Origin of the sequence: Streptomyces sp. NPDC014623, from assembly GCF_043088245.1 — a bacterium.
Classification (GTDB): Bacteria; Actinomycetota; Actinomycetes; order Streptomycetales; family Streptomycetaceae; genus Streptomyces.
In genome coordinates, this window is the sequence record NZ_JBIBZU010000006.1 from 86,018 (window position 1) to 109,105 (window position 23,088).

General features: G+C 70.3%; 17 protein-coding genes. 9 read left to right on the forward strand and 8 right to left on the reverse strand.

Annotated elements, in window-relative coordinates; genetic code table 11:
- The first annotated feature begins 114 nt into the window (after positions 1–114).
- Both ACF1FZ_RS12530 and ACF1FZ_RS12535 read left to right on the forward strand, forming a co-directional pair.
- Complete coding sequence (locus ACF1FZ_RS12530; RefSeq protein ID WP_391773342.1) at positions 115–1,599, forward strand: peptidoglycan D,D-transpeptidase FtsI family protein; 1,485 nt, start codon at positions 115–117, stop codon at positions 1,597–1,599.
- Positions 1,600–1,973: 374 nt separating this feature from the next.
- A complete protein-coding gene (locus ACF1FZ_RS12535) occupies positions 1,974–4,550 on the forward strand; it encodes a bifunctional FO biosynthesis protein CofGH (protein WP_391773343.1) in 2,577 nt (858 codons plus the stop codon).
- Positions 4,551–4,575: 25 nt separating this feature from the next.
- Here ACF1FZ_RS12535 and ACF1FZ_RS12540 read toward each other — a convergent pair whose 3' ends face one another.
- Both ACF1FZ_RS12540 and ACF1FZ_RS12545 read right to left on the reverse strand, forming a co-directional pair.
- Positions 4,576–5,511, reverse strand: coding sequence for an SDR family oxidoreductase (locus tag ACF1FZ_RS12540; protein WP_391773344.1), 936 nt, complete (start codon positions 5,509–5,511; stop codon positions 4,576–4,578).
- Between the two features lie 194 nt (positions 5,512–5,705).
- Positions 5,706–6,080 carry a MerR family transcriptional regulator gene (locus ACF1FZ_RS12545; RefSeq protein ID WP_391773345.1) on the reverse strand — a complete coding sequence of 125 codons (375 nt, stop codon included), beginning with the start codon at positions 6,078–6,080 and terminating at the stop codon, positions 5,706–5,708.
- Between the two features lie 59 nt (positions 6,081–6,139).
- Here ACF1FZ_RS12545 and ACF1FZ_RS12550 point away from each other — a divergent pair, with 59 nt between their 5' ends.
- The 3 genes from ACF1FZ_RS12550 (at position 6,140) to ACF1FZ_RS12560 (ending at position 9,294) form a co-directional block, all read left to right on the forward strand.
- On the forward strand, positions 6,140–7,246 hold the full coding sequence (locus ACF1FZ_RS12550; protein WP_391773346.1) for an alkene reductase: 1,107 nt from the start codon (positions 6,140–6,142) through the stop codon (positions 7,244–7,246).
- A gap of 246 nt (positions 7,247–7,492) precedes the next feature.
- Positions 7,493–7,966, forward strand: coding sequence for a carboxymuconolactone decarboxylase family protein (locus tag ACF1FZ_RS12555; protein WP_391773347.1), 474 nt, complete (start codon positions 7,493–7,495; stop codon positions 7,964–7,966).
- Positions 7,967–8,178: 212 nt separating this feature from the next.
- Positions 8,179–9,294: an ADP-ribosylglycohydrolase family protein gene (locus ACF1FZ_RS12560; protein WP_391773348.1), complete on the forward strand. Its 1,116-nt coding sequence runs from the start codon at positions 8,179–8,181 to the stop codon at positions 9,292–9,294.
- Positions 9,295–9,409: 115 nt separating this feature from the next.
- On the opposite strand, the gene ACF1FZ_RS12565 is transcribed toward ACF1FZ_RS12560, so the two are convergent.
- The 4 genes from ACF1FZ_RS12565 to ACF1FZ_RS12580 all read right to left on the reverse strand — a co-directional run bounded on the left by ACF1FZ_RS12565 (position 9,410) and on the right by ACF1FZ_RS12580 (position 13,735).
- Entirely contained in the window at positions 9,410–10,987 is a 1,578-nt protein-coding gene (locus ACF1FZ_RS12565) for a sodium:solute symporter family protein (RefSeq protein ID WP_391773349.1), read from the reverse strand.
- Between the two features lie 539 nt (positions 10,988–11,526).
- Complete coding sequence (locus ACF1FZ_RS12570) at positions 11,527–11,733, reverse strand: DUF397 domain-containing protein (protein ID WP_391773350.1); 207 nt, start codon at positions 11,731–11,733, stop codon at positions 11,527–11,529.
- Between the two features lie 186 nt (positions 11,734–11,919).
- A complete protein-coding gene (locus ACF1FZ_RS12575) occupies positions 11,920–12,777 on the reverse strand; it encodes a helix-turn-helix domain-containing protein (protein ID WP_391773351.1) in 858 nt (285 codons plus the stop codon).
- Positions 12,778–13,015: 238 nt separating this feature from the next.
- On the reverse strand, positions 13,016–13,735 hold the full coding sequence (locus ACF1FZ_RS12580) for a GPP34 family phosphoprotein (protein ID WP_391773352.1): 720 nt from the start codon (positions 13,733–13,735) through the stop codon (positions 13,016–13,018).
- Between the two features lie 164 nt (positions 13,736–13,899).
- On the opposite strand from ACF1FZ_RS12580, the gene ACF1FZ_RS12585 reads away from it, so the two are divergent.
- From ACF1FZ_RS12585 to ACF1FZ_RS12595, 3 genes are all read left to right on the forward strand, one after another.
- The gene (locus ACF1FZ_RS12585; protein ID WP_391773353.1) at positions 13,900–16,521 is read left to right on the forward strand and encodes a serine hydrolase; all 2,622 of its coding nucleotides are present in this window, start codon (positions 13,900–13,902) and stop codon (positions 16,519–16,521) included.
- 213 nt (positions 16,522–16,734) lie between these two features.
- The gene (locus ACF1FZ_RS12590) at positions 16,735–18,564 is read left to right on the forward strand and encodes an MFS transporter (RefSeq protein ID WP_391773354.1); all 1,830 of its coding nucleotides are present in this window, start codon (positions 16,735–16,737) and stop codon (positions 18,562–18,564) included.
- A 229-nt stretch (positions 18,565–18,793) separates the two neighbouring features.
- The gene (locus tag ACF1FZ_RS12595) at positions 18,794–19,666 is read left to right on the forward strand and encodes an oxygenase MpaB family protein (protein ID WP_391773355.1); all 873 of its coding nucleotides are present in this window, start codon (positions 18,794–18,796) and stop codon (positions 19,664–19,666) included.
- Positions 19,667–19,949: 283 nt separating this feature from the next.
- Here the strand turns inward: ACF1FZ_RS12595 and ACF1FZ_RS12600 are convergent, their stop codons facing one another.
- Together ACF1FZ_RS12600 and ACF1FZ_RS12605 are read right to left on the reverse strand one after the other, a co-directional pair.
- Positions 19,950–21,032, reverse strand: coding sequence for a Gfo/Idh/MocA family protein (locus ACF1FZ_RS12600; protein WP_391773356.1), 1,083 nt, complete (start codon positions 21,030–21,032; stop codon positions 19,950–19,952).
- A 319-nt stretch (positions 21,033–21,351) separates the two neighbouring features.
- Positions 21,352–21,690 (reverse strand): hypothetical protein, encoded by a 339-nt coding sequence (locus ACF1FZ_RS12605; protein ID WP_391773357.1) that lies wholly within the window; start codon positions 21,688–21,690, stop codon positions 21,352–21,354.
- A 355-nt stretch (positions 21,691–22,045) separates the two neighbouring features.
- Here ACF1FZ_RS12605 and ACF1FZ_RS12610 point away from each other — a divergent pair, with 355 nt between their 5' ends.
- The gene (locus tag ACF1FZ_RS12610; protein ID WP_382194852.1) at positions 22,046–22,171 is read left to right on the forward strand and encodes a hypothetical protein; all 126 of its coding nucleotides are present in this window, start codon (positions 22,046–22,048) and stop codon (positions 22,169–22,171) included.
- The last annotated feature ends 917 nt before the right edge of the window (positions 22,172–23,088 follow it).

Here is a 23,088-nt window from a genome sequence, read left to right on the forward strand (position 1 = left end):
TACCGGCGTGATCCTGCGGGGAACCATGAACGCTAAAATCGCATCTATCACCTCCGGACATCGATGGTGCGGCCCGTGTGCGTGTGTGCCCGGCTGCCTGGGAACGGGAGCAGGATGAACAGGCCGTTGCGGCACATAGCCATCTTCTGCGGGCTGCTGATGCTGGCCCTGCTGATACGGGCCAATTGGCTCCAGTACGCCACGAGCCAGGAGCTCGCCACCCACGAACACAACCGCCGGGTCAAGATCACCCAGTTCGCGACCCCGCGCGGCGACATCATCGTGGGCGGCAAGGCGATCACGGGGTCGAAGGCGGTCGAGGGGACCGACTTCAAGTACCAGCGCACGTTCAAGCAGGGTCCGATGTACGCCCCCGTCACCGGCTACGCCTCCCAGGCACAGGGCATGTCCCTCCTGGAGAACACGTACGACAGCATCCTCAGCGGCGAGGACGAGCGGTTCGCCTTCCGGCACGCCAAGGACATCCTCACCGGGGAGCCCCGGCGAGGCGGTGACGTCGTCACGACCATCGACCCCAAGGCCCAGGCGGCTGCCTACAAGGGCCTGACCGACCTCGACGCGCGGGGGGCCGTCGTCGCCCTCGAGCCGTCGACCGGCAAGGTCCTCGCCCTGGTCTCGACACCCTCGTACGACCCCTCGGTCTTCGCCGGCAACTCCTTCAAGGAGGGCGACAGGTTCCAGGCGCTGGTCGACGACAAGGGCAAGCCGCTCGCCAACCGCGCGCTGCGCGAGACCTTCCCGCCCGGCTCCACCTTCAAGATCCTCACCGCGACGGCCGCGCTGGAGCACGGCGTCATCACGGACGTCAACGCCCCGACCGACGCCGTCTCCCCGTATCCGCTGCCGCTGTCCTCGAACAAGATCGGCAGCGAGGCGGGCGACAAGGTCTGCAACAAGGCGTCGCTGAAGACGGCCATGCAGCACTCCTGCAACAACGTCTTCCTCGACGCCGCGGCCGAGCTGGGCGTCGACAGGATGCGGGAGACGGCGGAGAAGTTCGGCTTCAACGCCGACGTCTACGACGAGGAGTTCGGCGACATGCTCGCCACGAAGAGCCTCTACCCGAAGGAGCTCGACAAGCCGGGAACCGCCCTCACCGGCATGGGCCAGGGCAGCCTCACCAGCACCCCGATGCAGATGGCCATGGTGACGGCGGCCCTCGCCAACAACGGCAAGCTGATGCAGCCGTACATCGTCGACAAGCTGCAGGGGCCGGACCTGACCGCCATCGAGGAGCACAGCCCGAAGGTGAAGAGCGAGCCCGTCTCCGAGGAGACGGCGAAGAAGGTCCAGGAAATGATGGAGTTCACCGCCAAGGAGGGCAGCGCGAAGCGCGCCCTGATCGACGGGGTGACGGTGGGCGGCAAGACGGGTACGGCGCAGCGGGGCAACGACGTCACCAAGGAGGTGCCGTACGGCTGGTTCGTCTCGTACGGCAAGAACCCCGACGGCCGGGCGGTCGCGGTGGCGGTCTTCATCGACCCGACAGCGATGGACATCTCCCGCTCCGACATCTCGGGTGGCGGCCTGGGCGCGCCGATCGCACGCAACGTGATGAAGGCGGTCCTGGGCAAGTAGGCCGGGCCCTGGAGATGTGGCGGCCCCCGCCCGGCGACGCGCCGGGCGGGGGCCGCCGTCATCCGGCGGCCGGGGCCCCGGCGGTGACTGCCGCGCGGAGCACGGACGTACGCCGGTTCGCGCCTGTGCCGGGGGCGGGGAACCGGCAAGGTGTCACTCCTGTGCGGAAGCGCGCACTTCACGCACCTTCCCGGGGCGGCGCGGCGCGGGGGGCGTCGAGCGGGCCGTCCAGGGGCCCGGGAGGCGGTCGTCGCGGACGACGGCCCCGCAGGGACGAGCCGGACATGACGGCCGGGGTGCCGGCGGTCCCCGACCGGTCACGCCGGACAGAGGCCCTGGTCCTGAGGGAGTGCCGCGCTCGTATGCTCGGGTTCATGACCGATGCTCAGCGCCCCACGACCAACGCCATGCGGCGTGCCCTGCGGCGGGCTCGCGACGGCGTCGCCCTCGACACGGCCGAGGCCGCCGTCCTGCTCCAGGCGCGAGGGGACGACCTGACCGATCTCGCCGCCTCCGCCGCCCGCGTGCGGAACGCGGGGCTGGAGGCCGCGGGCCGGCCGGGGGTGATCACGTACTCCCGCAAGGTCTTCATCCCGCTGACCCGGCTCTGCCGCGACACCTGTCACTACTGCACCTTCGTCACCGTGCCGGGAAAGCTCCGCAAGGCCGGCCACGGAATGTTCCTGTCACCGGACGAGGTCCTCGACATCGCCCGGAAGGGCGCCGAAGCGGGCTGCAAGGAAGCCCTGTTCACGCTCGGCGACCGGCCCGAGGACCGCTGGCCCGAGGCGCGGGAGTGGCTGGAGGCGGAGGGCTACGACGACACCCTGGCGTATGTGCGGGCCATGGCGGTGCGGGTGCTGGAGGAGACGGGGCTGCTGCCGCACCTGAACCCCGGTGTGATGACGTGGACGGACCTGCAGCGGCTGAAGCCCGTCGCGCCGTCCATGGGCATGATGCTGGAGACGACGGCGACCCGGCTGTGGGCGGAGAAGGGGGGCCCGCACCACGGGTCCCCGGACAAGGAGCCGGCCGTCCGGCTGCGCGTGCTGGAGGACGCCGGCCGGTCCAACGTGCCGTTCACCACCGGCATCCTGATCGGGATCGGCGAGTCGTACGAGGAGCGTGCCGACTCCCTCTTCGAGCTGCGCAGGACGGCCCGCGCCTATCACGGCATCCAGGAGGTCATCGTCCAGAACTTCCGCGCCAAGCCGGACACCGCGATGCGCGGGATGCCGGACGCGGAGCTGGAGGAGCTGGCCGCGGCCATCGCCGTCGCCCGCCACGTCCTGGGTCCCTCGGCGCGCATCCAGGCCCCGCCGAATCTCGTCGACGCCGAGTACGCCCTGCTGATCGGCGCGGGCATCGACGACTGGGGCGGTGTCTCGCCCCTCACCCCGGACCATGTGAACCCGGAGCGCCCCTGGCCGCACATCGAGGAACTGGCCGCCAGAACCGCGGAGTCCGGATTCGAGCTGCGCGAACGCCTCACCATCTACCCGGAGTTCATCCAGCGCGGCGAGCCCTGGCTCGACCCCCGCCTCCTGCCGCACGTGCGTGCCCTCGCCGACCCGGAGACGGGCCTCGCGAGGGAGGGCGCGATCCCGGCCGGGCTGCCCTGGCAGGAGCCCGACGAGGGGTTCGGCTCGTCCGGCCGTACCGACCTGCACCGCACCATCGACACCGAGGGCCGCACCGGCGACCGCCGCGACGACTTCGACGAGGTGTACGGCGACTGGGAAGCCCTGCGGGAGGCCGCCGCCCCCGGCATGGTCCCGTCCCGCATCGACACCGACGTACGCCAGGCCCTGGGCCAGGCCGCCGACGATCCCACGAAGCTCACCGACGACCAGGCCCTCGCCCTGCTCCACGCGGACGGGCCGGCGCTGGACGAACTGTGCCGGATCGCGGACACCCTGCGCCGTGACGTGGTCGGCGACGACGTCACCTACATCGTCACCAGGAACATCAACTTCACCAACGTCTGCTACACCGGCTGCCGCTTCTGCGCCTTCGCCCAGCGGCGTACGGACGCCGACGCCTACACCCTCTCCCTGGACCAGGTCGCCGACCGCGCGGCGCAGGCATGGGACGTCGGCGCGGTCGAGGTCTGCATGCAGGGCGGCATCCACCCGGACCTGCCCGGCACCGCGTACTTCGACATCGCGCGGGCGGTCAGGGAACGCGTACCCGGCATGCACGTCCACGCCTTCTCACCGATGGAGGTCGTCAACGGCGCGACCCGCACCGGCATGTCCGTCCGGGACTGGCTGACGGCCGCGAAGGAGGCCGGCCTCGGCTCGATCCCCGGCACGGCGGCGGAGATCCTCGACGACGAGGTCCGCTGGATCCTCACCAAGGGCAAGCTGCCGACGGCCGACTGGCTGGAGGTCGTCAGGACGGCGCACGAGACGGGCCTGCGCTCCTCGTCCACGATGATGTACGGCCATGTGGACCAGCCCCGCCACTGGCTCGGCCACTTCCGGACGCTGGCCCGCCTCCAGCAGGAGACCGGCGGCTTCACGGAGTTCGTGACGCTGCCGTTCATCCACACCAACGCCCCGGTCTACCTGGCGGGCATCGCCCGCCCGGGTCCCACCGACCGCGACAACCGGGCCGTCACCGCGATGGCCCGCCTCCTGCTCCACCCGCACATCACCAACATCCAGACCAGTTGGGTGAAGCTCGGTGCGGAGGGGGCCGCCGAGATGCTGCGCTCGGGCGCGAACGACCTCGGCGGGACCCTGATGGAGGAGACCATCTCCCGTATGGCGGGATCGAGTTACGGCTCGTACCGCTCGATCCAGGACCTCGTGGCCATCGCCGGCCTGGCGGGCCGGCCGGCGAAGCCGCGTACGACGTTGTACGGCGAGGTCCCGGAGGAGCGCGTCAGGGCCGCGGCGGCGTCGGACGGGCACCTGCCGGAACTGCTGCCGGTGCTGGAGGGCTGAGCTTCCGGCCGGCACGAGGGGCTCGTCACCGGTATCCCGTCGCGTCGGCCGGCTCGCCCCGGTCGGCGACCTCGGTCAAGTAGCGCCAGCAGTCGGGGCGGGAACCGTCGAGGTCGGTGAAGCCGTACTCCTGCGCGAGCTGTCCGCTGGACAGCGACCGGCCGTTCCAGCGGGAGAGGCCGGCGTCACCGGCCAGGGCGGCGACCGCGCGGCCGACGTAGGCCGGGCTCTCCGAGATGCAGAAGTGCGGTACCTCGCTCAGCGCGTCGCGCCAGCTCTCCTCGGCCACGCCGAAGGCGTCGAGCATCATCTCCGAGCGCAGCCAGCCGGGGGTGAGCGCCACCGCCGTCCCGCCGTGCGGTTCCAGCTCGTGGGCGAGCACGAACGCCATGCGCAGCACGCTGTTCTTGACCAGGTCGTAGAAGTAGGAGTTGCGGTAGTTCGCTCCGTTGTACGCGGCTGTCCCGTCGGTCATCTCGACCACGAGCCCGCCCGGCCTCCGCACCAGCAGGGGCAGCACGAAATGGCTGGTGATCGCGTGCGTCTCCACGCCCAGCCGGAGCAGCCGCAGTCCGTCGTCGAGGTCGTGTTCCCAGACCGGCTCGCCGAACGCGAACAGCCTTTCGCCGCCCCAGATGTCGTTGACGAGCACGTCGAGCCGCCCCTGCTCGGCGTCGATGCGCTCGGCCAGCGCACGGACCTGCTCGGGCACCAGGTGGTCGGCCGGTACCGCGATGCCGGTACCGCCCGCGGCGGTGACGAGTTCCGCGGTCTCCTCGATCGTCTCAGGCCTGTCGTACTCCGAGCGCTGCTCCCGTGTGGTGCGGCCGGTGACGTAGACGGTCGCACCGGCCGCGCCGAGCTGGACCGCGATGCCGCGGCCGGCGCCCCGGGTGGCGCCCGCGACCAGCGCGATCTTTCCGCGGAGTGCCGGTACCGAAGTGGTTGACGTGTCGGACATGAATCCCCTCGAGGTCCTGATCTGCCTGTACGACCCGGCCCACGCAGGTCATCGAAGACGGCCGGTGGAACCATGCTCGACGCGAAACCCGACAGCTCGTGTCGTGTTTCTCCGGCGAGTCCGGCGAGTCCGGCGGGTCCGGCGGCCGGCACGGGCGCAGGGGACGCGAACGGCCGGGCCGGACGGTGCGAGGCTCAGCCGCCGCTCACGGTCCCGCCCGCAGCCGCGGTGATCACGTCGTCCAGCACCTCCCGGGAACGGCGCAGCTCGTCGATCTTCCGGTCGATGCGGTCGCGCTCCGCTGCGAGGTCGCTGACCAGGCGCGGGGTGGCGGTCTCGGAGGGGCCGCCGTCCGCGTCCCGTACGCAGGGCAGCAGCTCGGCGATCTTCGAGCTGCACAGCCCTGCCGCGTAGAACTCCTGGATGCGGATCACGCGGTCGACCGCACCCTCGGGGTAGTCACGATGCCCGCCGGGTGTACGGTCCGCCGCCAGCAGGCCCTGGGTCTCGTAGTAGCGCAAGGAGCGCTCGCTCACGCCCGTACGCCGGGCCAGCTCGCCGATCCGCATGGAGTTCCTCGCCTTCCGGACTTGAATCTGACATAGGTGTCAATCCTTACCATTTCGGCATGACGAACGCAGCCGCTTCCTCCGCGAAGCTCTTCGAGGCCGTCGCACTCGGGCCCCTCACCCTCCCCCACCGTCTCGTGATGGCACCGCTGACCCGGAACCGTGCCACGCCCGAAGGCGTACCGACCCCGCTCATGGCCACCTACTACGCCCAGCGCGCCTCGGCGGGGCTGATCATCGCGGAGGCGTCCACGCCGGACGCGGTGGGGCAGACGTACCCGAACATCACGGCCATCCACAGCCCTGCCCATGTCGCCGGATGGCGCCGGGTCACCGACGCGGTCCGTGCGGAGGGCGGGCGTATGTTCCTCCAGATCCAGCACGGCGGGCGCGCCGGGCACCCCGGCACCAGCGGGCTGACGCCGGTCGCCCCCTCACCGGTCGCGCTGCCGGAGACGATCCACACCCCGGCCGGGCGCGTGCCTTCGGTCGTACCCCGCGAGATGACCGGCGAGGACATCGCGTCCACCCTGGCGGACTTCGCCTCCGCTGCCCGCAACGCGATCGACGCGGGCTTCGAGGGAGTCGAGGTGCACGGTGCCAACGGCTATCTGCTCCACCAGTTCCTGGCCCGGGGGACCAACCGGCGGACCGATGCGTACGGCGGACCCGTGGCCCACCGCATCCGCTTCGCCGTGGAGGTGGTCGAGGCCGTGGCGGCGGAGATCGGCCCCGAGCGGGTCGGCCTGCGCGTCTCTCCGGGGAACACGGTCAACGGCATCGAGGAGGGTGACACGGAGGAGATCTACCCCGCGCTGCTCGGAGCCCTGGCGGAGAGTGGCCTGGCCTATCTGCACGTGGGGTACGCCGACCCGGAGGACCCCGTCTTCCAGCGCATCCGGAAGGACTGGCCCGGCACGCTGATCGCCAACCCCGTGCTGCCGAAGGACCGCATCCCGGACGACGGGGGCATGGCCCACGCCGAGCGGCTGCTGGCCGCCGGGGCCGACGTGATCGCGCTCGGCCGCCCCTTCCTCGCCAACCCGGACCTGGTCCGCCGCATGCGCACGGGTGCTCCGGTGAACCAGGTCCGGGACGCGTACCTGATGTACGTGGGCGGGGCGACGGGTTACACGGACTATCCGACGCTCCCGCCTGGCGCGTGAAGTCCGGGACCCGGACGAGGAGGGGGGCGGCGCCCGGCCGTGAAGTCCACGCGAGCCGCCCGGGCGGACGCCGTCACCGCCGTCGCTGCAGCCGGTCCTGCGCCACGGTGCGGTTCCGAGGCCGGGAGCGGGAAGCGCAAGGGATGACACCTGCGGGAGATCCAGGTCACATGGAGCCATGTCACATCCTGCCGGGGCCGGTCCGTCGAGGGGGTGTAAGCAACGGCGACAACTCAGGAGCTGATCATGAACGCTCGTCTCGACCTCTTCGGCAACAAGGCCTCCGCCACCTTCCTGAGGCACATCAACTCCGCCGGGAAGGTGGTCACCGATTCGGGCCTGCCCGCCGCGACGCAGGAGCTGGTCAAGATCCGCGCCAGCCAGATCAACGGGTGCGGGTTCTGCACCGACATGCACACCAAGGAGGCCACGGAAGCGGGCGAGACCGCGCTGCGGCTCAACCTGATCGCGGCGTGGCGCGAGGCCACCGTCTTCACCGACGCCGAGCGTGCCGCCCTGGAGCTGACGGAGCAGGGCACCCGCATCGCCGACGCCGCCGGCGGGGTCCCGGACGACGTGTGGGCGAACGCCGCCGAGCACTACGACGAGGACCAGCTCGTCGCTCTGGTGGCTCTGATCGCCGTCATCAACGCGTACAACCGTCTGAATGTGATCGTTCAGCAGCCGGCGGGTGACTACCGGCCCGGCATGTTCGGCTGATCTCCCTCTCCCGCGGCCGGGCGCACTCCCGGCCGCGGGAGCACGGGCCGGAAACAGTGGCCGGGAGTACAGGCCGGAAATCATGAGGAATGCCGCGCACAAGTGCTCTCGCGTACCAGTCCGTACATACTGTTCCGTCCCTGAGACGGCTCTTCCCGTTCGATTACAGTGCTTGCGCAGCCGCTGACGGCAGGCCGGACGGGAGGGGCACGGTGAGCACAGGGACCACAACGGTCTGGGGCCGTGCCCAGCAGCAGGACTTCCGCGGCCGGGTACGGGGATCGCTGCTCGGCGGCGCCCTCGGGGACGCGCTCGGGGCGGGCGTCTCGGAGCTCACCCTGGAGGCCATACGCGCCGCCCACGGCGTGGACGGGGTGGCCGACTTCGTGCCCGTGCACGGCAGGAGGGGCGCCGTCACCGCCGTCACCCAGCTCACGCTCTTCACCGTCGACGGGCTGATCCGGGCCCAGGTCCGTCGTGACACCGGCGCTTGGCACCCGCCCACCGACGTGCACCGCGCCCACCTGCGCTGGGCGGCCACCCAGAGCGCCTGGGGGCCCGACGAGCGCCGCAAGGACAACGGCTGGCTGGCCATGGAGGAGTGGCTGTACACCCGTCGCGCCCCCAGCCGGGAGTGCCTCATCGGCTTCGGTGACGCCACGATGGGCACGCTCGCCGCGCCCAAGAACCCCGCCGCGCGGGATTCGGCGGCGCTCACCCGCTCCGCGCCCTTCGGGCTGCTCGTGGGCTGGGAGCCCCAGCTCGTCCTCCAGCTGGCCGTCGAATGCGCCGCCCACACCCACGGCCACACCACCGCCCAGCTCGCGGCCGGAGCACTCGCCGTCATCGTGCACGGACTGGCCCGCGGGGAGACCCTGGACGGCTCGGTACAGCACGCGCTCGCACTGCTCGCCGAACGCCCGGACCACGAGCAGGTCACCGATGCTCTCCGGCAGGCCCTCGGTTCCGTACGCCAGGGCATCCCCGGGCCCGCCCTCATCGAGGCGCTCGGTGACACCGACTCCGCGGAGGAGGTCCTCGCCGTGGCGTTGTACTGCGCGCTGGTGGGTGAGGACGTACGGCACGGGCTGCGTCTCGCCGTGAACCACTCCGGGCCGTCCGCGGCCACGGGGGCCGTCTGCGGAGCCCTCCTCGGAGCGCTGCACGGCGAGACGGCCCTGCCGCCGGCCTGGCTGGCGGAACTGGAGGGACGCCCGACCCTCCTGGAACTCTCCGACGACTTCGCGATGGAGATGACCCAGGGGCCCGCCCTGCACAGTCCGGCCGCCGCCGCCCCGGGCTGGCTGGCCCGCTATCCGCGGGACTGAGCGGCGGGGACCCGGAAGTGCTTCGGAAGAGCTCTCGTTTCATCAGCAGAGGTGGGCGGACGCCGCCGCGCCCGCCCACCGTTCATGTGCCCCCGCCTGTGGGGCGGTCAGGCCTTCACGGCCTGCGCTCAGGAACTCCCGTGTTCTCCGGGCCGGGCTTCTGCGCGGGCACGGCTGCCGCCGCGGCTGCGCCGTGGCCCCCGTCGTCCGTGTTGATCTTCTCGATCAGGGCGTCGCGCTCCGGGGTGTCCTCGGGCTTGACGAACCCGATGACGATGTAGAGCACGAGGGAGATCGCCAGCGGGAGGGCCACCTGGTACTGCAGGGCGACGTCCGTCTTCACCGAACCGTCGAGGTTGTAGTTGGTGAAGAAGAAGGCGAGCAGCCCCGCTGCCCAGCTGGTGAGCGCCGCCGTCGGGCCGGACCGGCGGAACCTGCGCAGCAGGCCCAGCATGAAGGGGATGGCGATCGGGCCCATCAGGCCGGCCACCCACTTGATGACGACCGAGATGATGTCCTTGAACGTCGGTGAGTTGATCTGGGTCGCCAGTGCCATGGACAGGCCGAGGAAGGCGAGCGTGGACAGCCGCGCGGCCAGGAGCCCGCTGCGGTTGCTCCAGGTCCGGGCCGCCTTCGAGAAGACCGGCGCGATGTCCCGGGTGAAGACCGCGGAGATGGCGTTCGCGTCGGAGGAGCACATGGCCATCGTGTGCGAGAAGAAGCCGACGACGACCAGGCCCAGCAGCCCGTGCGGCAGCAGCTGCTCGGTCATCAGGGCGTAGCTGTCCGAGGCGTCCGGTTTCCTGGCCTCGACGAGCAGTGGGGCCACCCACATCGGGAAGAAGAGCACGACCGGCCAGACCAGCCACAGAACGGCGGACAGATAGGCCGAACGGGTCGCGGAGCGTGCGGAGTCCGTGGCCATGTAGCGCTGGGCCTGGTTCCACATGCCGCCGTTGTACTCGAAGGTCTTGATGAAGAGGTACGCCAGGAGGAAGGTCACGGTGTACGGACCGGCCGTCGGCTCCGTGTGGCCCTCGGGCAGCTTGTCCCAGACCGTCCACAGCGAGCTGAATCCGCCGAGCTTGCTCATGACGATCACCAGCATGGCCACACCGGCGAAGAGCTGGATGATGAACTGCCCCAGCTCGGTGAGCGCGTCGGCCCACAGCCCGCCGACCGTGCAGTAGACGGCCGTGATGACGCCGGTGATGAAGATGCCCTGGGTGAGGGTGATGCCCGTGAAGACGGAGAGCAGCGTGGCGATGGCGGCCCACTTGGCACCGACGTCGACGATCTTCAGCAGCAGACCGGACCAGGCCAGGGCCTGCTGGGTCGGGACGTTGTAGCGGTTCTTCAGGTACTCCAGCGGTGAGGCGACGTGCAGCCGCGAGCGCAGCCGGTTGAGCCGGGGTGCGAAGAGCTTCGCGCCGATGCCGATGCCGATCGCGATCGGCAGCGACCAGGTCACGAAGGACGTGACGCCGTACTGGTATGCGATACCCGCGTAACCGGTGAACATCACCGCGCTGTAACCGGACATGTGGTGCGAGATGCCCGACAGCCACCACGGCATCTTGCCGCCGGCCGTGAAGAAGTCGCTGACGTCGTCCACGCGCTTGTGCGACCAGAGTCCGATCGCGACCATCACACCGAAGTAGCCGATGAGCACGGCCCAGTCGAGACTGTTCATGTGCCCCCTCCAGGGGTCCGCCTTGTGAACGGGAACGCACTTCGTCGGTACGGCCGTTCAGCGGGGCCCCGTGCGGGAACGGGACTTGGGGATTGAACCGCCTGTCCGGGTCCACGGTCAAGCTTTTCTCGATCAGAGATGTGAACGCAGATCAGCAAGGCGAACGATTTTACTCTTTCTTGACCTTGCCGGGCGTTGTCGTGAACGTGAGCGCGGCCACACGATGAGCGGGCACTTCGTCAGGCTGTGCAGAGATCGACGCAAGGCGGGAACGCCAGAGAACGCAGAACGACCGCACGGGATGCGGGTCCCGTGCGGCCGGGGAAAGGGGAAGGCTGCACGACGTGATGCCCACGCGCTGATGGAGCCGGGCGCGCTGCCGGTGTCGGCTGCTGAGGTTCTGGGGTGTGAAGTACGCCGGTCGGCGGCGCCGGGTGCGATGACGGGCCGAGCCCCCTCGGCCAGGACGGCGAACCGGTCGAGAGGGCCCCTGGCGGTCGTACGCGGTGACCGGTGCGGCGCGCGAGCCGAAGAGTCGGTCAGGCGTTGACCGAACCCGACGCGATGTCGTGCACGAAGGTGTTCCACGCTCCGGAGACGAAGGAGAGCGAGGGGCCTTCGGGGGCCTTCGAGTCGCGCACGGCGATGGCCTGCGCGACGGGCGACTTCACCTCGACGCACGCCCCGTTGCCGCCGGAGTACGACGACTTCGTCCAGTTTTCCGTAGCACCCTGAAGAATGGCCATGTTCACTCCGGTTCAGAGAGTTGATGTAAGTGGCACCAACTTCGTTCCTGTTGGCGTGATCGACGCTACCCGCCAACATCCCTTGGTAGGAGCGCCGTTCACTCGACCGGATGGCATATCCCATGCAGGTCTTCCGCTGTGAGGTGAGGGCGGTGTATCTTCTCGCCCTCACCTCACCGGAGGCTCTCAGCGGGTGTAACCCTTGGCGATGTCACTGATGAACTGGCGGGTCTGGTCCACGTTCAGCGCCTGTGCCCGCAGGTGCTCGTACATGACGCTGTAGCGCTGCACGTCGTTCGCCTTCTCCAGGTAGAGGTCGCTGGTGACCCCCTCGATGTACACGACGCTGGAGTCCGCGGCGTCCGGGAACTCCAGAATGGCGTACTGGCCGTTGATGCCGGGATGCGCCCCCATGTCGAAGGGCAGCACCTGCACGGTCACATGAGGCAGCTGGGACTGTCCGATGAGGTGCTCGAGCTGTTCGAGCATGACCTGCCTGCCGCCCACGAGCCGGCGCAGGGCTGACTCGTCGATGACGGCCCACAGACGCAGGGGATGCTCGGGGGCGTTGACGCGGTCCTGGCGACGGGCGCGGACGTTCACCCGCTTCTCGATGTCGGACGGTGGTGCCTCCGGCAGTGCGCCGTTGATCAGTGCCTCCGCGTAACTCCGGGTCTGCAGCAACCCGGGGATGACCTGGGGTTCGTACACCCGGAGGGATTCGGCATCGGTCTCCAGCCCGATGTACACGCTGTACGGGATGTCGCCGAAGGCGTGCCACCAGCCCTGCTGGCGGGAGTCCTTCGCCATCTGCATCAGGGAGTCGACGATGCGGTGGTCCTCGACCTCGTACACCCCGCAGAGATCGCGTACGTCGCGCTGGCTGATGGAGCGGCGGCCGTTCTCCAGGCGGCTGATCTTCGACTGCGAGACCAGCAGCCGCTCGGCCACCTCCTCGGCCGTCATGCCCTTGATCTCACGGAGGCGGCGCAATTCCTGGCCCAACCGGCGTCGCCTGACGGTGGGATTGACGTTGGTCGGCACGGAAACGGCACCTCCGGCTATGCAGCTCTTGTAGCTGTGCGTATCTGCTGCTCAGCAGATTGCCACCCGAGCCCCCGGGCGCGCTGGGAAATGACCACACGCAATCACCGCACGCAGGAGCACGGGGCAGCCGGTGGATCCGGCTGCCCCGCGCCTGGTGCGGCTCCCGAACCGGGTCATGGGGACGTCGGTGCGGCGGTATTCGGTGCTCCGCGCAAGTGTCCGCGCGGTCGTGCTGTCAGTGGGCGGAGGTGTGCGCCATGCTGCCGCGCCGTGCTTGCGCTTGCGGCTGCAACGGCACGCCCGCCGTCTGCTGATTGCGGCGCGGCTGGACGGCCACGCCGTTCTGGACGTCCATCACGGCATGCGCCACGAGGCCGCCCATCGGGTCGTGTCTGATCAGGTCCCGGAGCCGGGAGCGCGACGAGCGCCCCTCGTTCCCGGGGTACAGGTGCTTGCCGAGACCGACCGCGTGGGCCAGTGCGGCGAGCGCCGCGGTCCGCGGGTCCGGCGGTACGCCGGTGCGGATCGCACTGTCCAGCCGGGCTTTGATGTCCCGGCTGATCGCCGTGTCCGTCGCCTGGTAGCGAGTCGTCGGCAGCACTCCGCACATCTGGCCCGCCACGGCATGAACCATGCCGCACCGCTCCAGATGAGCGAGGTAGATCTGGCGAAGTCCCAACCGGGGCCCGCCGATCCAGTGGACCGCCCGAACCGGACTGCCACGACGGCGCAGCAGTTCCAGTGCGGAGTCCAGAGTCGGATCTCCTGTCGGCCGTGGCATCACCACGGCGATACGATCCCCGTCAGGGGCTATCCGTCCTGCCAGAGCCAGCTCCACTAGCTGTGCCCCGGCCAGGCCGAGGTCGAGCGACTGCGGCTGCGCTGTGGTACCCGTGGTCGGGTCCAGAGCGAGCAGCAGAAGCTCCTCCGGAATTGTTCTGCGGCTCCTGCCCATCCATGCCTCCCCGCGTGGATGAGTGACAGGGTGACCCCTCTCACATTGGTCTGTCGAGGGTGCCTGGGTGCTTTGTGAGGGAACCGTTAGGTATGTCGTTCTCGTCTAGCGGCTCGTCCAAGGGTTCACACAGGACACTGGTAGATGGTTCGGACAGCGCGGGCATGTCCCCGCGGCTCATCAAGGAGGTACCGGTGGCGGGCGAGTCCCCCGACATGTCGGAGCAGCGGAAGTCGTCGGGGACGGCTGAGGAACGCGATCCGCGTCTCGCCGTGCTCCGTGAACCGGCCGCGGCGGGCGGGAACACGGCGGGCGGAGCGACGGACGCCGCGACCGACAGCGAGACGGCGGTCTTCCGTCTGCCGCCCTCCAGGAGCGCCGGCGCCCCGGAGGGCGCCTCCTCCGCGTCCCCGGAGGCCTCAGAGAGCCCTGAGGGGGCTCCTGAGCCCCAGGAGGAGGCCGAGGAGCGGCGCGGGGAGGAGGCGGCGCCCGGGGCGGCCACGCCGGCGCCTGGGGCGCCGGTGGGCGCGGCGGAGCCCGCCCCGGCGGCGAAGGAGGCGGATCCGGTCCCGGAGGCCGAAGCCGGCCCTGCGGCCGCGGCCGACCGGGGTGCCGGGGCCGACGCGGGTCCGGGCGGCGGAGCCGCGTCCGGTGCCGGCGGCGTCCCGGGCTCCGGGCGCGAGGAGACCCCCGAGGCCGCTTCCGGTTCCGGGCCCGGGACGGAACCCGGTCCGGAGGCCGGCTCGACGCCGGCCGATACCCGGCTGTGTGCCGCCGTGGCGGCGTGGGTCTCGACCGATCCTGAGGACGAAGCCGCAGCTCAGGGCGGTACACCCAAGGACGGGAACAAGGGCGGGGCCGGCGGCAGCGGCGACGAGGTGGCTGCCGGAGGCGGGAAGGCGGCGGACTCCGGCGACACGAAGCCGGCAGCTGCCGCTGAGGAGCCGGGCGCTGACGGCGAGACGCCGGGCGCCGCCGACGCCCCGGACACCGGAGGCGACGGCGACGGCGGTGATGCCGGCGAGGACGAGGCCGCCGGCACCGGCGGCGTACCGGCCGTCAGCGCCTCCGGCGACGCTCCCCGTGTCCCGAAGACCCGTGCGGAAGCCTCTCCGGCGAAGGAGCCCGAGCTCTCCCGTGACGAGCGAGGAGTCGATCACCCGACCGCCGTCTTCAAGGCGCCGCGTGCCGAGCGGCTCGACCAGCCGACGACCGCGCTGAAGCTGCCGGCGAAGGAGAAGGAGGCGGCGCGGAAACCCGCATCCTGGGCCGCCGGAGCCCCGTCAGGGGATTCCGGGTCCCCCAAGTCCGCCAAGTCTCCCGGGCCCTCCGAGTCGCCCTCCGAGCGGACCAGCAAGTTCGTGCCGCTGCGCTCGGACGACGTACGCCCCGCGGCCGTGGTCGGCCCCACAGTGACCCCGGACGTCGCGGCGGAGCCCGGCACCCCCGGAGCCCCCGGGGCCGGTCTCACCGAGGCCGAGCGGACCAGGCAGCAGCCCATGCCGCCCAAGCCGCCGCTCGACCTGCTCGCCGAACTGACGAACACCCCGCCGCCTCCGGAGACCCCGGTCCGCACCGCGGTCCGGCGGGTCAAGATCTGGACGCCGCTGGTACTCCTCCTCCTGGTCGCCTTTGCGATCGCGCAGGCGGTCCGCCCGCTTCCCGAGCCCGTACTCGAGCTGACGGCGAAGCAGACGTACGACTTCGGGGGCGGCAAGCCCTCGCTGCCGTGGCCGGACGAGGGCCAGGGCTTCATGACGGCCACGGGCCTCGGCACGGTCGACTCGTTCGGTGAGCAGGAGGCGGTGCCGATCGGCAGCGTGGCCAAGGCGATGACCGCCTACCTCGTGCTCAGGGACCATCCGCTGAAGAGGGGCGAGGACGGGCCGTCCATCAAGATCGACACCAGGGCGGAGAAGGAGGGCAAGCTCGACGCCGTGGGCGAGTCGACCCTGAACACGGTCAAGGCCGGGGACGTGCTCACGCTGCAGGAAGCCCTCTCGGCGATCATGATTCCCTCGGCGAACAACATCGCCAGGCTGCTCGCCCGCTGGGACGCGGGTTCCGAGGAGGCGTTCGTCAAGAAGATGAACGACACCGCCAAGGAACTCGGCATGACGAAGACGGTCTACACCGACCCGTCCGGGCTGAACGCGACCACCGTGAGCTCCGCCGAGGACCAGGTGAAGCTGGGCGAGGAACTGGTCGAGATCCCGGCGCTGATGGACATCACCAAGCTGCCGTCCTGGACGGACCCGTCGGGGAAGTACCACCGGAACTACAACACCCTCGTTCCGTACGACGGCGCGCTCGGCATCAAGACGGGCTCCACCACCAAGGCCGGCGGCAACCTGCTCTTCGCGGCGCACAAGAAGGTCGGTGACACCGACCAGCTCATCGTCGGCGCGGTCCTCGGGCAGCACAAGCCGTCGATCATCGACACGGTCAACGCGGTGAGCAAGGAGGCCATGATCGCCACCCAGGACCTCCTGGAGAGCCGGACCGTCGTGAAGAAGGGGCAGGTCGTCGGTGTCGTCGACGACGGCTTCGGCCGTACCACCGACGTCGTCGTGGCCGAGGACGTGAAGGCGGTCGGCTGGCCCGGTCTCACGGTCGAGCTCGAACTGACCGACGACGGCAAGACGATCCCGAACGCGGCAGCTGCGGGCACGAGGGTCGGCACGATGACCGTCGGAGAGGGCGCGAGCCAGGTGGAGGTAGCGGTCACGCTGGGTACCGCACTGGCCGAGCCGTCCTTCGGCGACAAGCTCACCCGCATCACCTGACCGGTCCACCCCCTGCCCGCCTCTTCGCGTGGGCAGGGGGTGGGGCGCGGGAGGGGGCCCGTCCGCCGACGGGGCAGCGCGGGGAAAAAGCCGCGTGCTAGCGTCCCGAAAGCAACGGGGGGCCGCCGGGCGCGTCCCTCCGCATACGGACGAGGCCCGTGCGGCACATGGACGCTTCGGCAGGCCTGGGCAGTGAACAGGGGGAGAGTCGCAGTGACCACCGCTGAGCCGGCACGGGCGAGTGCCGGCCCGCCGCCTGCCGAAGAAGGCCTCTCCGTCCGGATCCCGGCCCAGGCGGCCGGAGACGGTGCCGACGACGGCGGTTCGATACGGAGCCGCCTCCGGCGCCACCCGGTCCTGCTGACGACCGCGGTCGCCGCGGCCGCACACCTGCTCTGGTTCTTCTTCTTCGCCAACAGCGGCGGCGACATCGCCGCCCAGGACGCCTGGGCCGAGTTCGTCGGCCGCCACCCCGGCACCGCGTACAACCTCGCCTGGTACGGGGGCATGCACCCGGTCTCGTACAGCGTGGTGTCGCCCTACCTGATGTCGGTGCTCGGCGTGCGGACGACGATGATGGTCGCCGGTACCGTCTCCTCGGCGCTCACCGCCCTGATCCTGGTGCGGGTGCCCGCCGTCCGTAACCCCCTCGCGTGTGCGCTCGCCGGAGTCTTCGCGTACCTGTGCAACGCCCTGTCCGGCCGGGTGACGTTCGGGCTCGGCATGATGTTCGCCCTGGGAGCCGTCGCCGCGGTGTTCTGCTGGCCGTACCGCTGGCGTGACAAGCGGTGGGCGAAGGCGGCCGTCGCGGCGCCCCTGGCCGGCCTCGCGACGGCGGGCAGCCCGGTCGCCGGGCTCTTCCTCGGCGTGGTCGCGGCGGCGCTCTTCCTGAACAAACGACGCCCCGGCGCGTACGCGGTCGGTCTGCCACCCGTCCTGGTGGTGGCCCTGTCCTCGTGGTGGTTCCCGTTCTCGGGCACGCAGCCGATGTCGTTCGGGACCCTGTCGCTGCCGTTCGTCTTCGCCGTCCTGGTGTTCTTCCTCGTCCCCCGGGACTGGCACACCGTCCGCACGGCCGCCGCCGTGTACGGGGCGGGCACACTCCTCACCTACGTCATCGACTCGCAGATCGGGTCGAACGTGTCGCGCATGGCGATGCTGTTCGCCGGTGTCGTGCTGCTGGCGTCGCTGCCCTACACGGCACCGCGCACCCGCCGCTGGTACGCCCTGGTCCTCGCCTTCGCCGGGCTGAACTTCTGGATCGGCTTCAAGGGTGTGGACGACATCGTGCGCACCGCGCCCACCGCGTCGTGGGCCCGTGAACTGGCTCCGCTGGTCAATCAGCTCCAGGAGGCCGGGGCGGAGCGGGGCCGGGTCGAGGTGGTGCCCGCCAGCAGCCACCGTGAGGCCTCGGCGCTCGCGCCGTACGTGAATCTGGCCCGCGGCTGGAACCGGCAGGCCGACATGAAGCGCAATCCGCTCTTCTACGACGACACCCTCAACGCCGCGAACTACCGCGAGTGGCTGGATCGCTGGGCCGTCCACTACGTGGTGCTGCCGACCGGCGAACCCGACTCCGGGGGTGAGCAGGAGGCGGCGCTCGTCGAGAAGGGGCAGCCCTATCTGAAGGCGGTCTGGAGCGACGCCAACTGGAAGCTGTTCCGGGTCCTGGACCCGGTGCCGCTCGCCGATCCGCCCGCGACGGTGGAGCGGGCCGGCGACGACGAGCTGACGATCCGGGTGCGGTCGGCGGGCCGTGTCCTGATCCGTATCCCGTACTCCCGCTGGCTCGCCGTCGTGGACGACGAGGGCAGGAGCGTGGAGCGGCCGCAGGAGACGGAAGCCTCCAGGAAGCGTTCGGCGGAGGACGACAGTGCCCCGAAGGACTTCACCAACGTCCATGGCTGTCTGATCAAGGTGGAGGAGGACGGGGACGGCGACGAGTGGACCGAGCTCCTCGCGCCCCGTCCGGGGGTCTACCGCCTGGCCGCGCCGTACCAGCTCCAGCCGGGCACGCCGTGCCCCGAGGAGCTGCGCCGGTAGTGCGGGAAGCCGCCCTCCGGGGGGAAGCACGGGCGAGGCGGGCTGCCACGAGGCGCCGGCAGCGCGGGCGCCGGACCCACCGGATTTCGTTCGGCGCCCGCTGCCTGCCGGACTTGCACGGGCCGGATGCGCGCCAGGACCGGTGACGCGGCCGGCCGGGGTGCCGCCGCCCGGGGCCGAGCCCCCTGCGGGCCGGACCGGACCCCGTCGGTGAGCGCATACTGGTCCTATGGACGCGTCCACGCGTGCCGCACCCCGCCTGCGGGAACGGCTGGGCAGCGCTGTCTTCGCCCGGGTCGCCGGCCCCGCGGGTCCGGAGAACCGTGCCCGTATCCATGGGACACCCGGTCCGCGCTGGTTCGGCCCGGACCGGCCGATCCGTATCGTGCACGGCGATGCGTCCATGTTCATCGGCGGGCTCCGGGCGCTCCTGCTCCAGTCCCTGCACCCCTTGGCCATGGCTGCCGTGGAAGCCCATTCCGGTTACCGCGGCGATCCCTGGGGACGGCTCCAGCGCACCAGCACCTTCCTCGTGGTGACCACCTACGGAACGGCGGACCACGCACAGCAGGCGGTCGACCGGGTGCGCTCCGTACACGGCCAGGTGCGCGGGACGACTCCGTCCGGAGAGCACTACGCCGCCGCCGACCCGCACCTCCTCGGCTGGGTGCACGTGGCCGAGGTCGAGAGTTTCCTGCTCGCGCACCAGCGCTTCGGGGCCGAACCGCTGGACGCCGCCGGGTACGACGGCTACGTCGCCGACACGGCACGCGTGGCGGAGGCACTCGGCGTCACCGATCCTCCGCGCACGCGCAAGGAACTCACCGCCCGCCTCGGGGCGTACCGCGGTGAACTGCGCCCGACCGGAGAAGCACGCGAGGCGGCACGCTTCATCCTGCTGCACCCGCCCCTGCCCTGGGCCGCCCGCGCACCCTACGCAGTCCTCGCCGCGAACGCCGTCGCCGCTCTCCCCCGGTGGGCCCGCACGTCGCTGGGACTGCCCCGGTTGTCCGGCATGACCGAAGCCTGCGTGGCCCCGACCGGACACGCACTGACCGCCACGATTCGCTGGGCGATGGCTCCACCACGCCGGTCGCCGTGACCACGGGACCGGGCAGGCGGTACGGAAGGGGCGCCCGTGGTCCGGCGCGGAGAGCGCGCGGCGAGTGAATGACGTGCCGCCCATGCGGTGGAGGGCCGGTTCGAGAGGATCAAGCCTCCGGACCGTGTCTCGACGCAGAGCCCCGGCAGGATTCGAACCTGTGACACCGGCTTCAGGAGTCCGATCCGTGTCCGCTCCGGCTGCTGTCGGTGACCGGTGCGACGGCCGGGCGGAACGCGAGGGTGTGCCGCCGTCTGCCGCCCGTCGATGTCAGCTGTCGATGTCAGGAACTGCTTGGTCCGCAGCTCTCCGGACCGGTCGTCAGCACGGGTACCGGGACCGGACGGGAAGCACCGGCCAGTGACTCCGCGCCGGCCACGCCGACCAGTGACGCGGCCACGGCGGGCCGTACCGGTACCAGCGGCGGCTCTCCGCGCTCCACCGTGGCCCGGAAGGCGCGCAGTACTCGTACGGTGCCCTCGGCCCCGCGTGCCACGGGTTCCCCGGCGAGGGTGAGCGGCACAGGGGTGCGTTCCTCCTCGCGTGCGTGACCCTCCGGGGCCGCCCAGCCCTCCGTCCTGATACGGACCGACCAGGACCGTTCGCCGGCGGCCCGGACGGACTCGGCCAACGCCTTGGTGCCGCGTACGGAGATCCAGCTCCAGTGGCTGTCGGGCTCACCTTGGAGGAACCCGTGCCGGGTGAGAGCCAGCGCCCCGGTGGACAGCCGTACCGCCATGACGACCGCGGCGCGTGGGTCCGCTTCGTCCACCGGGAACGCCGACACCTCCACCGGCCAGGCGTCGGTGAGGGCAAGCACCGGTGAGAGGGTGTGCGTGCAGTACGCCGTGGGGGCGATGCGCCCGCGCCAGTGCGCCGGGTCGCCGACCAGGCCCGTGACATCGGCCGGGGACATGCCGTGCAGGTAGTCCGCTTCGATCAAGCTGATCCGTCCCAGCTCCCCGGCCTCGATCGCCTGCCGGATGAGACGGACGTGCGGATGGGCCACGTAGTTCTCGGCGAAGGAATAGGTCGCGGACGATCTGTCCGCGGCCGCGATGAGCCGCTCTCCTTCCGCGGCGTCCACACACGCCGCGGACTCGGACAGCACATGCACCCCACGGTCCAGGAACGCGATGGCCAACGGCGCGTGCTCGTCGAAGTCGTTGGCCAGGACGACCCCGTCAAGACGATGCTCCAGCAGCTCCTGCCACCGTTCCACCAGCACCGCACCGGGTAACTGCGCCCGCGCCACGGCGCGGCGTCCGGGGTCGTGGTCACATGCCGCCACGACCTCCATGCCCACCCTGCGGCACCAGTCCGCCAGGTGAAGCCCCATCCTGAGCCCTACCACTCCTACCCGCATACGGACATCCTCTTCCGAAACCCCTTTCCTTCACAGCCGATTTCCCACCGTGAAAACGCAGCAGGTGGAGGGACCGGCCGAGGCGCACGTCCCGGACACGACGAAGGGCCGGCCCGGGAGGGAAACCCTCCTGAGCCGGCCCTTCTCTCTGTGCCCCCGGCAGGATTCGAACCTGCGACACCCGCTTTAGGAGCGAGGTTGGTCGACTCGGTGGCTGATCTGCGAAAGGAGCCCTCCACAGGGCGTGGGCTTCACGGCCTGTGGACGCCTGCTGTTCCCCGTGACTACCCGCTCGTTCTGGCACGGTTATGGCACGCGTTCAGTCGCCCTGGAACCACAGGTAGCTGCCGGGGGTGTTGGCGCACTGCTGTAGTTGCGTTGCGAGGTCGTCCAGTGCGGCAACCTGGTGCTGATCGCTGCACTGTTGACGCAGACTGCTGATCTCGGTGAGTGCGACGGCGGCCTCCTGCTCGTTCATCAAGGTGTCTCCGTACGGATCAACAGCGGTGAGCCGCCCAGGCACCCCTAGCAGTTGCAGGGAGCCCAGCGCATCGGCCAACGCATCCCCATGCCCGTACGAGCTACGCAGAAGTGTTGCTCGGGATTTGCGCCAGTTTCGCGTTGGCCGTGCGGAGTGCAGCTCCAGGTCGATCCCCATGGGCCCAAGTCTCTCGCAGGCTCCATGAGAGCCGCCAGCATTTGATCCGTAGCTCTATGTGGAGCGGTCGCGAACGGTCACACCGGCCACGTTACGGCCTCCAGAGGACGCCACCGGATGGGTCCGGTTGCTGGGGTTGCTGTACTTCGCTGCTGTACAGCAGGATCGAGCGATGTCCCGATCAGTAGGCGCACACACCGCCGATCCGTGCCCTCGGTGTTGCATCGAGGCGGTCCGTCCGGGCAGGCCGATGACTATTGCGGGGCACGATGCAGTCGGCTACCTCTGCGATCACTGTGCGCACACATGGTCTCGGCCGGTCGAGGATGACCTGGAGGTCTATGACGTCGTAAGGGTGGACCTCCCTGATGCTACGCGCTACGGCACCGCCTGGCAGGTGGAGGCCGACCGCGTCCAGGTACGCGGTACGGGCGGTGACTGGCTGCTGTGGGTCGAACGCTGGAGAGTCATCGCCTACTGAAGACTCTTCGCGGGGCCGAGCCGAAAGATCTGTGAGGCCAGGGAAGGGTCTTTACTCCCTGGCCTCATCCCTGTCAGGTCGAACATAGAGGGTCGGCGACATCGGTCAAACCCACCGAAGTCCTCGGCTGACCGTCCGCTCAGGTTCAGTGTCGTTCGCCGGTGCCCGGGCCTGTTGGTGTCAGTCGTTGATGTCAGGCACCCAGGGCCGCGATCCGCGTTGGCTGCTTATGTGATTGAGCTGGCTACGGAGCTCAGGGATCATGAGTGCATGAGCGCTGAGTTAAGTCGAATTGTGGGTATAGCAACCGTCCTGGGCGGTATCGCTCTGGCATTTTGGCTGGTCTTTGGCCCTCCTCAGGATTGGGAGGGAGGAACGCGATGGCTGCGGCACGCCCTCGCGCTGGGCTCTCTTGGGGCCATTAGCCTCGGGGCCCGGTTGTCCTTCCGCAGCGGCAAGGAAGACGGGCCGGATACAGCGCCCGACTAGGTCGGCGGAACGGTTCTGAGCTGGTGACTCGACCTCTGTCCTGCGGTCGTGTGAGCGGTCAACGCTGTGACCTGGGGCCGAGAAGGGGTGCTCTTTGAGCGCTGCCCAGCTATCACCACCCACCGCATCCCACCACTCACCCCAGCTCCCATCCCGTCCGCCTTCGACCCACACTCCGTGGAGCGGTCGTGGTTCAGGGCGTCAAGGTGGAGCGCGCCACTGTACGAACGACCTTGACGCCCTGGGCCGCGACTGCTCGGCTCTGCCTGGGTCGAAGGTGGTCGGGATGGGAGCCCACAACGCTCACCACGAATCCGCCGGCACCCGCAAACGGCGCCATCGCCATCCCGGTGCCGTAGCGCCCCCGCCGGAGGCATCGTCTTGAAGCCGCAGGCTTGTTTCTCGTCTCATGCCCCCTACGGGCCTAT